Source organism: Streptomyces sp. NPDC046909 (assembly GCF_040644695.1).
In the GTDB taxonomy this organism is placed as follows: Bacteria; Actinomycetota; Actinomycetes; order Streptomycetales; family Streptomycetaceae; genus Streptomyces.
Window position 1 is genome coordinate 294,227 of record NZ_JBEYXC010000005.1, and the last position, 14,708, is coordinate 308,934.

13 protein-coding genes are annotated in these 14,708 nt (G+C 70.2%); 4 read left to right on the forward strand and 9 right to left on the reverse strand.

Annotated elements, in window-relative coordinates; translation table 11 throughout:
- The first annotated feature begins 72 nt into the window (after positions 1–72).
- Positions 73–642: a TetR family transcriptional regulator gene (locus ABZ928_RS18370; RefSeq protein ID WP_361519532.1), complete on the forward strand. Its 570-nt coding sequence runs from the start codon at positions 73–75 to the stop codon at positions 640–642.
- Between the two features lie 48 nt (positions 643–690).
- Positions 691–1,497 carry an SDR family oxidoreductase gene (locus ABZ928_RS18375; protein ID WP_361519535.1) on the forward strand — a complete coding sequence of 269 codons (807 nt, stop codon included), beginning with the start codon at positions 691–693 and terminating at the stop codon, positions 1,495–1,497.
- A gap of 125 nt (positions 1,498–1,622) precedes the next feature.
- On the opposite strand, the gene ABZ928_RS18380 is transcribed toward ABZ928_RS18375, so the two are convergent.
- The 5 genes from ABZ928_RS18380 to ABZ928_RS18400 form a co-directional block, all read right to left on the reverse strand.
- The gene (locus ABZ928_RS18380) at positions 1,623–2,393 is read right to left on the reverse strand and encodes a hypothetical protein (RefSeq protein ID WP_361519538.1); all 771 of its coding nucleotides are present in this window, start codon (positions 2,391–2,393) and stop codon (positions 1,623–1,625) included.
- Positions 2,390–4,150 (reverse strand): FAD-dependent monooxygenase, encoded by a 1,761-nt coding sequence (locus ABZ928_RS18385; protein WP_361519540.1) that lies wholly within the window; start codon positions 4,148–4,150, stop codon positions 2,390–2,392. The genes ABZ928_RS18380 and ABZ928_RS18385 overlap by 4 nt, the downstream gene beginning before the upstream one ends.
- A 102-nt stretch (positions 4,151–4,252) precedes the next feature.
- Complete coding sequence (locus ABZ928_RS18390) at positions 4,253–6,145, reverse strand: acyl-CoA synthetase (protein ID WP_361519543.1); 1,893 nt, start codon at positions 6,143–6,145, stop codon at positions 4,253–4,255.
- Positions 6,142–7,089 (reverse strand): fumarylacetoacetate hydrolase family protein, encoded by a 948-nt coding sequence (locus ABZ928_RS18395; RefSeq protein ID WP_361519546.1) that lies wholly within the window; start codon positions 7,087–7,089, stop codon positions 6,142–6,144. The genes ABZ928_RS18390 and ABZ928_RS18395 overlap by 4 nt, the downstream gene beginning before the upstream one ends.
- Positions 7,086–8,222: a VOC family protein gene (locus ABZ928_RS18400; RefSeq protein ID WP_361519549.1), complete on the reverse strand. Its 1,137-nt coding sequence runs from the start codon at positions 8,220–8,222 to the stop codon at positions 7,086–7,088. The genes ABZ928_RS18395 and ABZ928_RS18400 overlap by 4 nt, the downstream gene beginning before the upstream one ends.
- A 162-nt stretch (positions 8,223–8,384) precedes the next feature.
- Between ABZ928_RS18400 and ABZ928_RS18405 the strand changes: the two genes are divergently transcribed.
- Entirely contained in the window at positions 8,385–9,038 is a 654-nt protein-coding gene (locus tag ABZ928_RS18405) for a TetR/AcrR family transcriptional regulator (RefSeq protein ID WP_361519552.1), read from the forward strand.
- Here ABZ928_RS18405 and ABZ928_RS18410 read toward each other — a convergent pair.
- Both ABZ928_RS18410 and ABZ928_RS18415 read right to left on the reverse strand, forming a co-directional pair.
- Positions 9,031–9,894: an SDR family NAD(P)-dependent oxidoreductase gene (locus tag ABZ928_RS18410; protein ID WP_361519555.1), complete on the reverse strand. Its 864-nt coding sequence runs from the start codon at positions 9,892–9,894 to the stop codon at positions 9,031–9,033. The genes ABZ928_RS18405 and ABZ928_RS18410 overlap by 8 nt on opposite strands.
- A 2-nt stretch (positions 9,895–9,896) precedes the next feature.
- Positions 9,897–11,177: an NADH:flavin oxidoreductase gene (locus tag ABZ928_RS18415; RefSeq protein ID WP_361519557.1), complete on the reverse strand. Its 1,281-nt coding sequence runs from the start codon at positions 11,175–11,177 to the stop codon at positions 9,897–9,899.
- Positions 11,178–11,323: 146 nt separating this feature from the next.
- Between ABZ928_RS18415 and ABZ928_RS18420 the strand changes: the two genes are divergently transcribed.
- Complete coding sequence (locus ABZ928_RS18420; RefSeq protein ID WP_361519560.1) at positions 11,324–11,977, forward strand: TetR/AcrR family transcriptional regulator; 654 nt, start codon at positions 11,324–11,326, stop codon at positions 11,975–11,977.
- A 47-nt stretch (positions 11,978–12,024) separates the two neighbouring features.
- Here ABZ928_RS18420 and ABZ928_RS18425 read toward each other — a convergent pair whose 3' ends face one another.
- A complete protein-coding gene (locus ABZ928_RS18425; RefSeq protein WP_361519562.1) occupies positions 12,025–13,650 on the reverse strand; it encodes a hypothetical protein in 1,626 nt (541 codons plus the stop codon).
- Between the two features lie 284 nt (positions 13,651–13,934).
- Positions 13,935–14,702, reverse strand: coding sequence for an NPP1 family protein (locus ABZ928_RS18430; protein ID WP_361519565.1), 768 nt, complete (start codon positions 14,700–14,702; stop codon positions 13,935–13,937).
- Positions 14,703–14,708: the final 6 nt, after the last annotated feature.

Genomic DNA, 14,708 nt, shown 5'->3' on the forward strand with positions numbered 1-14,708 from the left:
GCTCGACTCGCTACACCGTAATGCATTTTTACACTTGCCTGTAAAATCGCAGTCGATGGTAAAGTGGTGGTCATGATGAGCGAAGGGCTGCGGGAGCGCTCCAAGGCGCGGCGCAGGGAAGCGATCCTCCGGGCGGCGTACGAACTGTTCGCCGAGCGCGGTTTCGAGGCGACGACGATCGCCGACATCGCGGCGGCGGCCGAGGTCTCGCCGCGCACGGTCACGCTCTACTTCCCCTCGAAGCTGGAGCTGGCGACCTCCCACTTCGACGCGGTCGCGGACCGGCTTGCCGCCGCACTGCTCGAACGGCCGGACGGGCAGACGACCCTGGACGCGCTGGAGGTCTGGCTACGGAAGGAGATCGCCCAGCACAGCGATCTGGACCATCTGCACGACCGCATGCTCGACCTCAACCCGCAGCTGAGGGCCGTCACCAACGCCCGTCTCACCGAGGTGATCCAGGAGGGCGCCCGCATCTTCGCCGAGGAACGAGGCGACGCCCCCGACGACTTCGGCCCCCGTATGGCGGCCGCGGCGGCGGCAGCGATCATCAGCGAGGTCTGCCTTCACGCGGAGGACGCCCACGTCGACAAGGCGATGGCCTTTCTGCGCGCCGGTGTCCGCACGCTCGACACCGCCTAGTCCACCCGCCACCTTGTCGAACAAGGTCTACTGCGAAGGGGCCGAAGTATGCCTCTGCCGACGCCGTACCCCACCAGCACCGCGGTCGTGACCGGCGCCTCGTCCGGCATCGGCGCGGACATCGCCCGCGAACTGGCCGGTCGCGGCCACGGCGTCACCCTGGTGGCCCGGCGCGAGGACCGGCTGCGCGACCTGGCCGCCGAGCTCTCCGGGGCCGTCCGGGTCGAGGTCGTCGCCTGCGACGTGGCCGACGCCGAGCAGCGCGCGCGGCTGTTCGACACGGTGGCCGAGCGGGGCCTCACGGTGGACATCCTGGTCAACAACGCCGGCATCGGCACCATCGACGCGGTGGCCGACTCCCCGGTCGAGGCCGAGATCGCCCAGGTGCGGGTGAACGTCGAGGCGGTCATCGACCTGACCACCCGCGCGGTGCAGCAGATGGTGCCCCGCGGACGCGGCGCGATCCTCAACGTCGGATCCGTCAGCGGCTTCGTCCCGCAGCCCGGCCAGTCCGGTTACGCGGGGACGAAGGCGTTCGTGCAGCGTTACAGCGAGGGGCTGCGCGCGGAGCTGGCGGGCACGGGCGTCACGGTCGCGGTGCTCTGTCCCGGCCCGGTGCACACCGAGTTCGCCCAGTCCGCCGGGCTGGAGAGCGACGGCTATCCGCCGTTCCTGTACATGCCGTCCCGCGAGGTGGCGAGGATCGGCGTCGACACCCTCGACGGCGACCGCGGAGTGGTGGTCGCCGGACTGCCCATGCGGATCGTCAGCCGCCTGATGCGGCTGACTCCCCGACGCCTCCTGCTGCCCGCGCTCGTACGGCAGAACCCCGGCCTGAAACGGGCTCGCGCCTGACCCTTCAGGACCACCACCAGCCGGGCGTACCGGCGCGGCACCAGCCGTACGAGCAGGTCGGTGATCTGCGCGTCGGCGCCGACGAGGATCCGCGGACTGCTCCCCTCGACGCCTGCGATCGCGTTCTAAGCAGTGACCGGCGTCGAACCGATGCGGATGACCGGCACGCTCCGCTCCACGGTGTAGGCGTGGACGGCTGCCAGCACCGCCCGCTGCTCGGCCACGATTCCGGTGACCTGCTCGGACTTGAGCAGGTCGGCCATGGCGGCACGGCTGTCGGCTCCGACGACGACGCTCGCGTGATAGCGGCGGAAGGCCGGGTTGTCGTGGCAGACGCCGGGCGTGGGGTGCACGAACCGTGACCACGGCAGGAAGGTGTACGTCCGCAGATCGCGCGCGCCGGCCTCCTGGAGTGCCGGGCCGATGCGGTCGTGGACGAACCGCCGGAAGGTACGGCCGCTCACGCCTCGGCGTCGCCGCAGCAGCAGAACCGTGCGATGGCCTACGGCGTCGTCGTGCCCGTCGGTCCACCAGCGGCCTCCGCCGGGGCCGGTGACCTGTCCCAGAACCCGTTCGAAGACGTTCTGTTCGTCGAGGTAGACCTCCCGCATGTGCATCGGCATACCCAGCGCGGCGGCCGTGCTCCCGAAGCGGACCTCGGCCACGCCGTCGCAGCGCCAGCTCGGCGGGACCACCGTGCCCACGGTGGGGGACGCCGGCCAGTAGCCGTGGTCGGTTGGCGAGAAGTGCCGCTGCACGTACTCGGCCATGTTGGGCAGCCGCCCGGCGATCCGGGCGTGCGGCCCGGCCCAGTACCCGAGGGCTTCCTCCCTCGGCAGGTCGGCGCGCAACCAGACGGGGGACATGTAGGAGGTGGTCTTCACCGGTCGGCTCATGTCTGCTCCTGTACGGACTGGCGGGCGCCCCGGATACGGTCGATGACGTGCAGCGGGTCGGCGGGCACGGTGTCTGCGCGCCAGGCGACGTGCTGGTCGGGTCGTACGACGACCAGGTCCCGTTCGTAGAGGGCGCGGGCGTGCGGATCGCGCACGTCGACGACCTCCAGGGGGACGCCGCGTTCGGCGGCGGCGTCGGTGAGCGCGGTGACGTCGTGGTCGGCGAAGCGCAGCAGGGTGAATCCGGTCGCGTCGAAGAGGTCGAACAGCGCGCTGCCGTCGGCCAGCAGGACGCTCGGGGGTCGCGCACCCGGCCAGGTGCTCGGGACGTACTCGTCCATCGTCAGACGCGGTGCCCTCGCGCCGGGTGCGGTGTCGGGGCAGACGACGGGTGAGCTGTCGTAGCGGTAGCCGAGTTCGATGCCGAGTGCCTCGTTCTCGAGGTTGCCCAGGTCGAGGATCTCGCGGCCGACGCGCTGCCGGGTGCGGGCGCCGAGCCAGCGTTCGCTGTGCAGTTCGGCCCGGTTGGCCGTCATGGCGGCGGCCCGTACGAGGGCGTGCCGGGCGGCGGCTTGCCGGTTGCGCAGGGCCACGGACCGGCGCTCATGCTCGTAGGCCGCCAGGAGGTCGGGGGCGCCCCAGCCCTGGAGGACCGCGGCGAGCGCCCAGCCCAGGCCGACGGCGTCGCCGACGCCGGTGTTCATGCCGTAGCCGCCGGTCGGGGTCACCTGGTGGACGGCGTCGCCCGCGAGCCAGACCCGGCCGCGGCCGAAGGAGTCGGCGACGGTCAGGCGCGGTGTCCAGGCGTTGGCGACCAGCACGTCCGCCTCGAAGCGGCAGCCGAGACGGTCGTAGAGGAACTCGCGCGGGTCGATGCGGTCGGCGTCGGTGCCCATGCCGAGGGGGGCGTGGAGGGTGAAGGTGTCGCCGTCGTTCTGCGAGATCAGGGTCCAGCCGTCGGGGGACTGGAGGTGCCAGACGGTGCCGAACCGGCGCAGGACCCGCGGGTCCTTCGTCGTGAAGTGCACCAGGTAGAAGCGGCCGTCCGCCGGGCGTTCCCGCCGCTCCCGGAAGGCGCGGGCGAGGGCGGCCACCGTGCGGGGCAGGCCGATCTCCTTGACGACCAGCTTGCGCAGGTCGATCTCGTCCAGGCCGATGCCGAGCTGCCTGCGGGTGCGGCTGCCGGCGCCGTCGCAGCCGGCGAGGTAGCGGGCGCGGACGGTGCGGCGGCTGGTGCCGTCGGCGGAGACCAGGTGGGCGGTGACGCCGTCGGCGTCCTCCTCGAAGCTCTCCAGCCCCCACCCGTACCGCACGCTCACGTGCTGCGCGCGGTCCTCCAGCAGATCCCGCAGCGCCGGTTCGAGGATGACCTGGGAGACCCGCATCCAGGGCTCCAGGGGCCCGGTGCCGTCGTTGCGCTCGCGGTTCTTCGCCCGCATGTCGTCGACGCTGGGGTACTCGAAGGAGGCCAGCTCCCAGCCGGCCGCGTTCGTCGCCCATGTCACCTTCGTACGGCGGTCGCCGGGGATGGCGACCTTGCGCAGGTCGTCGGCGACGCCGAGGCGGCGGTACAGCTCCATGCTGCGGCCGTTGGTGACGTCCATCTTCGGATGCCGGGTGGTGGAGGCGTTCCGCTCCACGAGCAGGGTCTGCACCCCGTGCTGTTCGAGTTCCAGGGCCAGGGTCAGGCCGACCGGGCCCGCCCCGACCACGAGCACCGCGGTCTGCTCGACCGTCGGCGGTGTTGGTTTGGTCATCGCGTGGCTCATTTCCGGAGGAGGGCGATCAGGTAGGCCACCACGACTTCGAGTGCGCCGATGACGCGGTAGCCGCCGACGGTGTTGTCGAGGGCGGTCATGTCAGTCGCCCTCCGGCGTGACGATGCGGCAGGGCACGGCGAAGTCGCCGAGCCTGCGCGCCACTTCGGCCTCGGCCGCCCGTGTCCGCAGGGTCACGGTGACCGTCACCGTCCCGGAGTCGGCATCGGCGCGGATCTCCTCGACGTCGTCGAGGTCGACGAGAGCCTCGGCCAGCACACGGCGGGTGGCGTCGGCGCGCAGCGGGAGCTTGTACGGCTTGCCGACCGCGGTGACGGGCAGGGCGTCGAGGACGCGTACGGCCTTGGGGGCGGCCGCCTTCTCGCCGACGTGTTCCGCTGCCCAGGCGAGGAGGTCGGCCTCGCCGACCATGTCGTTCCCGACCGTCACATACGCCACCGGTACCTCACCCGCCCGCCGGTCGGGCTGGCCGACGGCCTGGGCGCCCGTGACCGAGGGGTGCGAGAGCAGGGCGTCCTCGATGACCCGTGGGTCGATGTTGTGGCCGCCGCGGATGATGAGGTCCTTCGCGCGGCCCGTGAGGTAGAGGAAGCCGTCCTCGTCCAGGTGACCGAGGTCGCCGGTGTCCAGCCAGCCGTCGACCACCTTGCCCTGCCCGCTGATCCGGTAGCCGTTCTCGTCGCGGCCCTCGACGTAGCCGGGGAAGACCGTGGGGCCACTGACGAAGATCGTGCCGACCTCCCCGGGCGGCAGCCCGTCCCCGATCCGGAGGTGCTGGTACGGCATCCGCTGCCCGACCGATCCGGGACGGCGGACGTCCAGGAAGCTGCGGACGCTGGCGCAGGTGGCCTCGGTCAGGCCGTACCCCTCCAGCAGCGTGATGCCGGTCGCCGCCTCGAAGCTCGTCCGCACGCCCTCGGGCAGCGCGGAGGCGCCCACCACCGCGCCGCGCATCGAGCTGATGTCCGCCCCGCCGACGGGCACGGTGGCCAGGACGGCGTACACGGTCGGTACGCCGCTCATGGTGGCGATCCGGTAGTGCTCGACGATGCGCCAGAACTCGCCGTAGAGCGCGATGTCCCGGTAGCCGAGCGGCCCCGCCCACACGACCCGCTGGCCCCGGAACAACGGCGCGAGCAGCGTGACGACGAGCGCGTTGACGTGGAAGAGCGGCAGCGCGGCGAACACCACCGAGTCCTCGTCCAGCAGCGAGTTGGCCGCGATCGTCCAGGCGTCGGCGATCTCGTTGGCATGGGTGTGGGCGGCGAGTTTCGGAGCCCCGGTCGTGCCGCCGGTGTGGAAGAAGGAGGCCAGGTCAGCGGCGGTGGGCGGCTCTCCGAGGAACCGCTCGCGTGGACAGTCGGCCACGGCGTCGGCAAGGTACGCCACGGTGGCTTCCCCCGCCTTCGGCAGCACCGCGGCGGGGGCCTTGGCGGCGGTCGGACGCAGCACCAGGACGTGATCCACCAGTCCCGCCTCGGCCAGCGCCGCGCTCGTCGCGAAGGACTCCGCGTCCAGTTCCGGGGACGCGGTCACGACCACGCGGGCACCGGAGCGGCGGATCAGCTCGGCCACGTGATCGCGGGCGAGTGCCGGGTTGACGGGAGTGACGATGCCGGCGAGCTGGGCGGCCAGGAGGGCGGTGAGCAGCTCGTCGCAGTTCGTGGAGAGCAGCGCGACGGTGTCGTGGCGGCGTATGCCGAGCCGGTGCAGGGCGTTGGCCGCCTGGTGCACGTCGGCGAGCAGCTCCGCGTACGTGCGGTTCTCGGGCGTGCGCCAGGACGCGGCTTCGGGCAGGACGGTGAGCGCGGTCCGCTCGGGCCACTGCCCGGCCGCACGACGCAGCAAGTCGTACGACGTTGCGGGCAGGCCGCGGTCGGCGAGCGGTACGGCCTCGATGGCGGCCAGGTCGCCGGGCCGGTCGTAGCGCGGCCATGTCATGGCGGTGTCGGCGGTGTCGGTGTTGGTGGTCACGCGTACCTCACCTTGTTCTGCTGGATGCCGAGGTCGATGGCCCCGTCGGGGGTGCGGATGGACAGCTCCACGACGTCGCCGTCGCGGAGGTATCTGTCGTTCTTCGCCTGGGCCTTGAAGAAGGCCTTCCACTTGGCCGCCGGAGGCAACAGGGAGCCGATGATCTCCACCGCCTTGGGCGGGGCCTTGAGGGCCGTCCCACCGGGTGTGCCGGTGAGGATGAGGTCACCGGTCGCGAGGGCCTGGAAGCGGGACAGCTCCTGGAGGGCCTGGAGCGGGTTGTAGATCATCTCGGCGAGGTCGCTGTTCTGGCGGATCTCGCCGTTGACCTTGAGGACGAGCCGCAGCTGGGAGAGCCGGTCGAGTTCGTCGGCGTCGAGGAGGACGAGGGAGGGGCCGACCGGCGTGAAGGTCGGGTACGACTTGGCCTCGTAGAACTGGGTCTTGGGCAGCTGGACGTCGCGTGCGGAGATGTCGTTGGTGATGACCAGGCCGGCGACGTGGTCCTTCCAGTTGGCGGCGGTCACGGTGGCGCCGACCTTCAGGGGGCGCCCGATGACGAGGCCGAGTTCGATCTCGTAGTCGAGGAACCGGACGTGGGCGGGCTTCACGATCTCGTCGAAGGGTCCGGTGATCGATCCCGAGGTCTTGCGGAAGAACGTCAGCGGGACGGTCGCGGGGTCCATGCCCGAATCGCGCACGTGGGAGACGAAGTTGGTCATCTGTGCGACCACCCGGCACGGGGCGGTGACCGGGGAGACCAGCTGGAGGGTGCTGATGCTGCGCGCCTGCGCGGACGGCCCGCCCGAACGGGCCGCGCTGACCGCCGTCAGGTCGTCCAGCAGTTCGGCGGTCGTGGTCGCGGTGGTGTCGACGGGTACGGCTTCGTGCTCGTCGAGCGCGACCCACCAGGAGCCGGGGGTACGGAGGACGGTGATACTCACGAGGAAGCCACTTTCAGAAGGCCGCGCAGGCGGTCGAGGTCGAACTCGTTGTCGTCTTTTCGCAGAGAGGCGAGGATCGAGCGCAGCTCGGCCAGCGCCTCCCGTCCCGGGGCGATGCCCAGGAAGTCCTTGGTCGCCGGCGGTCCCCACTGCGCGAGCCCGGAGGCCGTCATGGGCGCCCAGCCGGGTTCGAGAGTGCTGTCGAACATGTCGCCGTCGGTGAAGTGCTCGACCAGGAAGCCGTCGGGGTCGCGCCAGTAGTCGAAGATCTGGCTGCCCTGGATGTGCCGCCCGATCCCCCAGGAGCGGAAGTAGCCCTGGTCGAGCAGGTGTTGGCCGCCGGCGGCGAGCGCGTCGAGGTCGGTGACCTCGTACGCCGAGTGCACATACCGGTTGGAGGGCCCGAGCGTCAGGGCGAGGGTGTGGTGGTCGGTGAGCGTGCCGCCGCGGTCACAGCGGATGAAGCTCATCGTCGGGCCGCGCTCGCGCTGCCCCTCGTAGAAGAGGAAGTCGCTGACGATCAGGCCGAGGTGCTCCAGGTACCAGTCGAGCGTGCGCCGGTACGTCGTCGACTGGAGAACGACATGTCCCAGGCGCCGCACACCGGCCGGCTCACGGGGTGGTCGCTGGGTGCCGTTGGCCCGGTCGATGTCGCCGCCGAAGTTGAACCGATGCGGATCCTGCCCCGACAGGGCGGGCAGCTCGTCCGTGTCCGCGACCACCCGCACGCGCAGCCCGTCGGGGGCGGACAGCTCGATCACCGACCCGCCCAGCGTCTCGGGTAGCGGACGCACCCGGACGCCGAGCGCGTCTCCCAGGCGCAGCAGATCGCGGGTTTCCACGGCCCGGAAGGCCGGCCCGAGAAACCGGGACCGGCGGCCCTTGCGGATGATCACGCAGGGGGCTCCCGCTTGGCTGCCCCGCAGATGCAGCTCGCGACCGTCGCGGTACGACGTCACGAAGCCGAACGCCCTGCCGAAGACCTCGGCACGGTCCAGGTCGGGCTTGGCGAACTCCAGCCACGCGATGTCGTGGACCTTGATCAACGGGTTCGCCGCGCGCCCCGGATGCTCTCCAGGCAGCGCGCCCTGCTCGGAGTGCAGGTCGTTGTGGGTGCCGGGGTGAACAGCCATGGTCACCACCTCCTGAAGAAATCGTCACTTCCGATAGTGATGTCAGTCAATAGGGCTGACGAAACATTCAGAAAACGAGACGGACATGTGCGCGGGATCGGATCACAAAAGAGTTGATGATATCTTCAACTCTGAATCGGCGTGGGTGCGAGGGAGGATGCGATGGCCGAGCGGAGCACGTCCCGGCGAGTCGACCAGCGGCGGGCGCGGACGCGGAACGCGCTGGTGTGCGCGGCGCAGCGGCTGCTGGCCGAGGGGCGTACCGACGTCGCGGTCCTGGAGATAACGGAACTGGCCGACGTCGGGGTCGGCTCGTTCTACAACCACTTCACCACCAAGGAGGACCTCTTCCGCACCGCGGTGGAGGAGGCGATGGAGTGGTTCGGCGGCCTCATGGACCGGCTGACCGCGGAGATCGACGACCCGGCGGTCGCGTACGCCCAGAGCTTCCGCATGACCGGCCGCCTGCATCGCCGCTACCCGCAGCTCAGCAGGGTCCTGCTGAAGCACGGATTGGACGTGGTCCACTCCGACCGCGGCCTGGGACCCCGGGCTCGCCGGGATATCCAGAACGCGATCGAAGCCGGCCGGTTCGAGGTGGAGGACCTGGACCTCGCCCTGGCGATGACGGTCAGCGCCCAACTCGCCCTGGGTACGCTCCTGCACGCCCAGCCCGACCGCGACGACGCACGCTCCTCGGACCTGATCGTGCGCGGGCTGCTGCGACACTTCGGCATGACCGCCGACGAGGCCGCGCGGATCTGCTCGCTCGAACTGCCCGACCTCGACCTGGTCGACGCCCTCGGCGTCACGTGAGCGTCCTCGGCCGGTCCGCGAGTCGCACGGCTGTCGTGAAGCCCTCGTCCCTCCCGAGCACCCGGTCGGACAGCGGGCCCCACAGCCCGCGAAGGAGCAGCAGTGTCTTCCAACGCCCGGGTACGACCAGGGTCTTGCGCGGTACGGCGATCACATCCGCCAGGCCGCGGCCTGCCATGGCGGGACTCAGTGGGGTCTTCAGGAAACCGGGAATCGAGGCGCTGTAGCTCCGGCCGGCCTCGTCGGCCCAGACGGCCGCGTTCATGGCCGTGTCGATGTAGGCGAAGTAGGCGATCGTCACATCGACTTGCTGAGGGGCCAGTTCGCTCCTCAGTGAACGTCCGAGAGACTCGACGGCCGCCTTTGAGGTGGCGTAAGGGGACTGAAGAGCACCGTTGTTGAAGGCGAGGACCGACGAGACGATGACGTACTGGCCGCGCGCGGCGACGACTTGGTCGAGAGATGCTCTGACCGTGTTGGCGGAGCCGTGCAGGTTGACGTCGATGATCCGCTGGAAGTCGGCCGGTGTGGTGGCCTGGAAGGTCCTCATGCCGGTCCCGATTCCAGCGTTGACGACCACAGTGTCGTAGCCGCCGAACGCCTCGGTCACCTGGGCAAGCGCCCGCTCCAGGGACGGGGAGTCGCACACGTCTGCGGTCAGGCCGAGCGCGGTCGTCGTGTCGCCCAGCTCGGTCGCAGCCCGGATCACCGCATCGGCGTGGATGTCGAGCAGGGCCACGCGCGCGCCGCGGCGGACCGCCTCGCGCGCTGTTTCGAGTCCGATGCCCTGGGCGCCGCCGGTGATGACGACCGTGCGGCCGACCAGGTCGGCGGTCTCCTTGCGTCTGGTGCGCATGCTTACTCTCCGGTCCTGGTGCGGTGCTTTTCGATCATGTCGTCGCGGTCGCGGCGGATCTCGTCGCTGTAGCAGTCCACGGGCAGGCCGCTGAACCGGGCGATGCAGCCGTTGCAGTAGCCGCAGACAGGCCGGTCGGCCACGTCGCCGAGGACGTTCCGGTACAGATAGGGGTCGGCGATCATGGCGCGGGCCGCCGAGACGGCGTCGGTCCTCCCGCTCGCGATGGCCGCTTCCATGCCCGTCCTGGTGTGGAATCCGCCGACGCAGATGACGGGGACGTCGAGGGCGCGGGAGAACTGCTCGGCCTGAGGCAGGTTGAAGCCTTCCAGCGGTGGGCGCAGTCGCTCGGCGACGTGTTCGATCAATGGCGCGACGGCGAGGGTGACTGCCCTGCGCCGGGCGGAGACGTGCTGGCCGGCTCCTTCGGTGAGGCTGGTCCGGATGAATCCCCGGTACCTGCCCTGGATCATGCCGGGCCAGGACTCGTAGTGCCCCCGGGAGATCTCGACGGCGTCGACGCCCTCGTCCTGGAGCCGTACGGCGACCCGGACGAGCTCTTCCGTCGTCGCTCCCCTGCGGAAGGGGAGATCGTCGGTGCCGTTGATCTTGACGAGGATCGGATAGCCGTCGCCGAGATGCGCGCGCAGGCCCTTGAGCACCTCGACGAGCAGCCGGGCGCGGTTGTCGAGGCTGCCGCCGTAGGCGTCGGTACGGCGGTTGGTGTGCGGGGTGAGGAACTGGCTGAGCAGGTAGCCGTGGGCGGCGTGGATCTGCACGCCGTCGAATCCGGACTCCCGGGCCCGCTCGCCGGCCGCCACGAACGACTCGACCACCCCGGGCATCTCGTCCAGCCGCAGCGGCGACGGCTTCGTCCCGTACAGCGGCTCCCGTACGTCGGACGCGGAGACGATCCGGTCGGTGCCCGGCGCCGGCTGGGCGATCTGCCGGCCGCCGTGGTTGAGCTGGGCGACGAGCGGGACACCGTGCCGGTGGGCCAGACCGGTCCACTCCCGAAGGCCGGGGATCTTGTCGTCGGCGTCGATGCCCGCCTGGCGTCCGGCCGACTTGCCCTGCGGGGAGACGTACAGATTGCCCGTGACGATCAAGGGCGTACCGGCCTCGGCCATCGGCTCGTAGAAGGCGAGCAGCTCGTCGGTGACGAACCCGTCGGCGTCGGCGCGGGTCTCGCTGGTGGCGGACTTGAACAGCCGTCCGGTGACCGTCATCGAGCCGATGTCCAGGGGTGACGCGAGTCGTTTTCGGTGGGGCGATTGCGCCATGTCCGCAGCTCCCTGAGTCGTCGACGTTGACGTAGGGCGTGATCCACCGGCCCGGAAGGGGGCGGCGGAGGGGCCGGGACACAGCATTCGACATGGTGTCGATTAAGTCAACGCTCTGTCGGGAACGTGATTGGTAGGCTCCCGCCATGGACTCCGCAATCGAGCCGTCGCCCGCACCGTCGACGAGGGGACGCAGGGCACGCGGCTTCAGCGGGGACGACCGGGAGCGGGCGATCCTCGCCACCGCGGAACGGCTCCTGGGCGAGCGGCCGCTGTCCGAGATCTCCGTGGACCAGCTGGCCAAGGGTGCGGGTATCTCCCGGCCGACCTTCTACTTCTATTTCACGTCCAAGGAGCAGGTGCTCCTGGCGTTGTTCGACCGGGTCGTCGAAGAGGCCCGGTCGAACCGTGGTGACGCACTCCAGCGGCTCGCCGACGGCGAGGAACAGGGCTGGCGCGACGCCATCGGTCCGTTCTGCGCGACCTTCTCCGGCCACCGGGCGATCACCGCCGCCGCCGCGGCGGCGCAGTACACCAGTGCCGCCGTCAGGGACCTGTGGTCGCAGGTCATGGAGCAGTTCGTGGTGGAGGTGACGGAGGCGATCGAGTCCGAGCGTCGACGTGGGGCGGCTCCCGACGGCGTCCCGGCCCGCGACCTGGCCACCGTGCTGAACTCCATGGTTGAGCGGTCCCTGTTCAGCACGTTCAGCGGCCAGACACCGGCTGTGCCTGAGGAGCGCCTGTTGGACACGCTCGTGCCGGTCTTCTTGGGGGCGATCTACGGGCGTGCCCAGGGCTGAAGGCGGGCTGCCTGCGATCGGCGACTCACTCCACTCGCAGCCTCCGACTACCCGCTGACCTCTTTTCGCCTCGGCTGATCCGACGACGAGACCGGGCCGGGCCCATCAGCGAGGTGTTGCGGAAGCGGCGCGGCACGCTGAGCGAGCATTTCCAGTTCGGCGATGAGGGCGTGGGCGGCAGGCCGGGGCATCGCGCGGAGCCAGACCCTGACGGGAGTTCCGGTGGAGGGCGGGGGATTGAGCTGAGCGTAGGTGGCGTCGACGACGTCGGTGGAGAAGCCTGCCTTCGCCAGGAGCGACAGTGCGTAGGCGACCTGCTCCGCGGTGGCCGTCGCCTGGAGGTCGTCGAGGGCCAGTGCCTGCCGCAGGTAGCTGGTGACGGAGCCTTGTGAGAGGTCGTCGGGGTATTTGAAGTAGCGCGTGTGGGCCACTCCCGGGAAGCGGGCCCATCTGCCGTTGTTGCGCAGGGCGATGTCACGGATGCCGTTGCCGAACAAGGGTTGCAGGGGGCCGCCGAACGCGTCGCCCTCGATGCCGAAGTTCTCCGGCCGCCAGGCGAACCAGAGGTTGGTCCATCGCACGACGGCGAAGGGGGCCCCGTCGTGCAGCACGGTCCGTCGGTCGTGCCGTGTGTAGGAGTAGCGCGGGGGAGTGCCGGGCTCGCCGTAGGTGTGCTGTTCGCTCTGTGGCGGGCAGGTGGGCAGTTCCTGGCGCTGCACGCGCCGGTCGAATTCCTCAGGCGTGCGGGTGTAGAGGACATCGGCGAAGTACATCGGGGTGCCGCAGGTGACGAAGTCGGTGATCTTCCAGGGGTGGCCCTGGGCGCGCAGGCCTCGCCACAGCCGGTTCTGGGCTTGCTGGAAGTCCTTGATGTGCAGGTCGTCGGGGCGCGGGCCGGTCGTACGGAGAAGGCCGGCCGCGAGGTCTTCAAGGTGCTGGAGTCCGTCTGGGGCTCCGGGATCCAGGGGCTCCTTCTCCCCGGCGGCGTCGTTCTTCCGGGCCCAGAGGTAGCTGATCCCGTCGTAGGCGATGTAGGCGCCGAGGCTGTGGGCGACCACGATGATGCGGTCGTAGCGGTCGTTCTTGCCGTACTTGGCGTTGTGGAGGTCGGTCAGCAGTTCCACGAAGCCCTGGCGGATGCTGCGGCGCATGGCGTAGGAACGCGGAGAGGTGTCGAGGTAGCGCACCACATCGGCGAAGCTGCTGACGATCTGCCGTTTCAGCAACCGGCTCAGGGAGGCCAGGACCGTCACGACGGCGGCCACCAGGACGGCGCCGCCCACACCGGCCAGCCACTTGCTCACCTCGTGCCAGCCGTTCGGCATGAGGAACGGAACGGCCACGAGAACGCCGAGGATCAGCAGCCAGCAGGACAGCCAGATCCCGCGCAGGCCGACGGGGACCCTCGCGGGCCTGCGGAGAAGGAGGCGACGGAAAGTCGGGAACAGGTCGCTGAGCAGGTTCCCCTGCATCAGGTGCGCCCAGTGGTACTCGAAGAACTCCGTCTGCGGCCTGCCGTCGGCCGCGGGTGCCAGATACCGGCGGGAGTCGAACGAGTCGGTGACGATGTCGGGGCAGGAGTAGTAGTGGCGCTGCCCGTTGCCCCTCTTGTCCGCGGGAAGCCCCGCGTTGATGAAACCGTTCAGGGCGGCCAGCGGTCGCTGCTCGCCCATCCCGTGCACGATGACTACCGCCTGACGCCCCTGGCGCCTTGGCTGTCTCGTCGTATCCATCGCGCTCCCTCTTTCTTCGAGAGCCTGAGGACCGTGGTGTCGAGGCCGCTGACCACCCGGGCCGCGTCATCCACATCATCCACGGTAGAACCAGCTGCCCGGTGTGGCCCACTCGGCGGCGGGACGGCGTACGGGAACGGCCCCCGCGGGCTCAGTCAGTGCGCGGGGGCCGTCGTCTCACATGAGCGCGGGCTGCGGGCCTCGGGTTCTCGGAGGGCCGGGTGTCAGGCGTACGGGTCGAAGGGGATCGAGGGCGGCTTCGCGTAGTTCAGGGCTCCTTGGAAGTCACCGTCGTCGATCTTGATGGTCGCCGAGCCGAAGTCGGCGTTCATGAGCTTGTCGCGGTATCCGGCGGGATAGCCGTTCCAGCCGACGAGGCGCGGATAGAACCAGTTGCCCGTGGCGTTCTCCGCCGGTTCGTCGTTGGTGCCGGCGAAGCGGAAGCAGTGACTCGACACGCCGTCCTTGTGGTAGACGATCTTCGGATGGGTGCCGTCGAAGCGGATCGCCGAACGGGTCGCCAGCTGATAGCCGCTGTGCTGCGACACCGACACGTACTGGACCTGGTCGCCGGCGATCCAGACGATGACGTGCTCCCAGTCGTGGGTGTGACCGAGGGCCGCCGGACCGAGTGTGATCTGGTCCTTCTCGAAGTAGCTGGCGTACATCACGGCACACCAGCCGTTGTTGCACTTCGCGCGCGAGTAGGTGTTGGCGTTGGCCAGCTGGGCGTAGTCGTGGCAGTGGCCGTTGACGTCGCCGCCGAGCTTCAGACCGGGGTTGAGGGTGCCGTCGGCGCCGATGGCGGCGGTGGCGTAGCAGCCGTCGCCGTCGTAGTCGTAGGCGGGGGAGAAGGTCTGGTCCAGGCCGTCCGCGTTCTGCGGCAGCAGGGTCAGTACGGCGGCGTCGGCGGTCGCCGGGACGGCGACGACGAGCGCCAGCGCGGCGGCCGCCCCGAGCGCGGCCTTGCCGAGGGATCTCAACTTGCACATCTCGAC